The organism is Candidatus Frankia nodulisporulans (assembly GCF_902806475.1).
Lineage (GTDB): Bacteria > Actinomycetota > Actinomycetes > Frankiales > Frankiaceae > Frankia > Frankia umida.
Map to the genome: position 1 here is coordinate 1 of NZ_CADCWS010000502.1, position 1,019 is coordinate 1,019.

Genomic DNA, 1,019 nt, shown 5'->3' on the forward strand with positions numbered 1-1,019 from the left:
GCGGCCGGTCTGGATCTGGTGTGGTGGGTCGACGCGGAAACCCCGACCGGTTTGGAAACCGGCCTGGCCGAGCTTGCCGGGGTGTTGGGGGTCGGCGAGGGGGATGTGCCCGCGCGGGCCCGGGCGGCGCTGGTGGCGCTGGGTCGCCGGCAGGACTGGCTGCTGGTCTACGACAACATTCCCGACCCGCAGACCCTGGCCGGTCTGCTGCCCCCGGGCTCGGGGCGGCTGCTGGTGACCAGCCGGGATCCCGCGGTCCGCCGGGTCGGCGTCGAGCTGGTCGAGGTCGGCGAGTTCACCCGGCCGGAAACCGCCGCGCTGCTACGCCGCCATGTTCCGACTCTGACCGACACCGAGGTGCGGCGGGTGGCCGAGGCGGTGGGGGATCTGCCGTTGGCCGTGGAACAGGCCGGCGCCTACCTCGCCGACACCACCATGCCCGTCGGCGTCTACCTCACCGAACTCGCCGCCACCCCGGCGGTGCTCCTCGACGACGACACCCTGCACCACCCCGGACTCACCCGCACCGTCACTCTGGCCGCCGACCGACTCGCCGCCCTGCACCCGCAGGCCGCCCGGCTGCTCGACCAGCTGGCCTTCCTCGCCCCCGACCCCATCCCACTGACCAGCACCAGCCTCCCCGACGACGGCGCGCTCGTCGTCGGGGAGGCGCAGGCGGCCTATGGCATGCTCGCCGCGATCCGCCGCCTCGCCCTGGCCACCACCGGCACCGACCCGGACACCCCCACCAGCCCCGGGCCGGGTGCGGCCGCGGGCCGGTGGCGGATACACCGCCTGGTCCAGGCCCTGCTCCGCGCCCGCCTCACCCCCACCCAGACAGCCAGCGCGGTCAGCGGCGCACTGGACCTTCTCGCCACCGCCCACCCCGGCGACCCAGACAATCCGGGGGACTGGCCTGCCTACGCCACCCTCACCCCCCATGCCACCACCGCCGCCGGCCACCTGGCCCAGACCGGCGTCGCCGAACCCGACGGATTCCGCGAGCTGCTGGCGGACAC

At 75.1% G+C, this 1,019-nt stretch carries 1 pseudogene; it reads left to right on the forward strand.

The window, feature by feature from the left end:
• A pseudogene (locus G6R24_RS23490) lies at positions 1–1,019 on the forward strand (FxSxx-COOH system tetratricopeptide repeat protein); the annotation flags it as partial.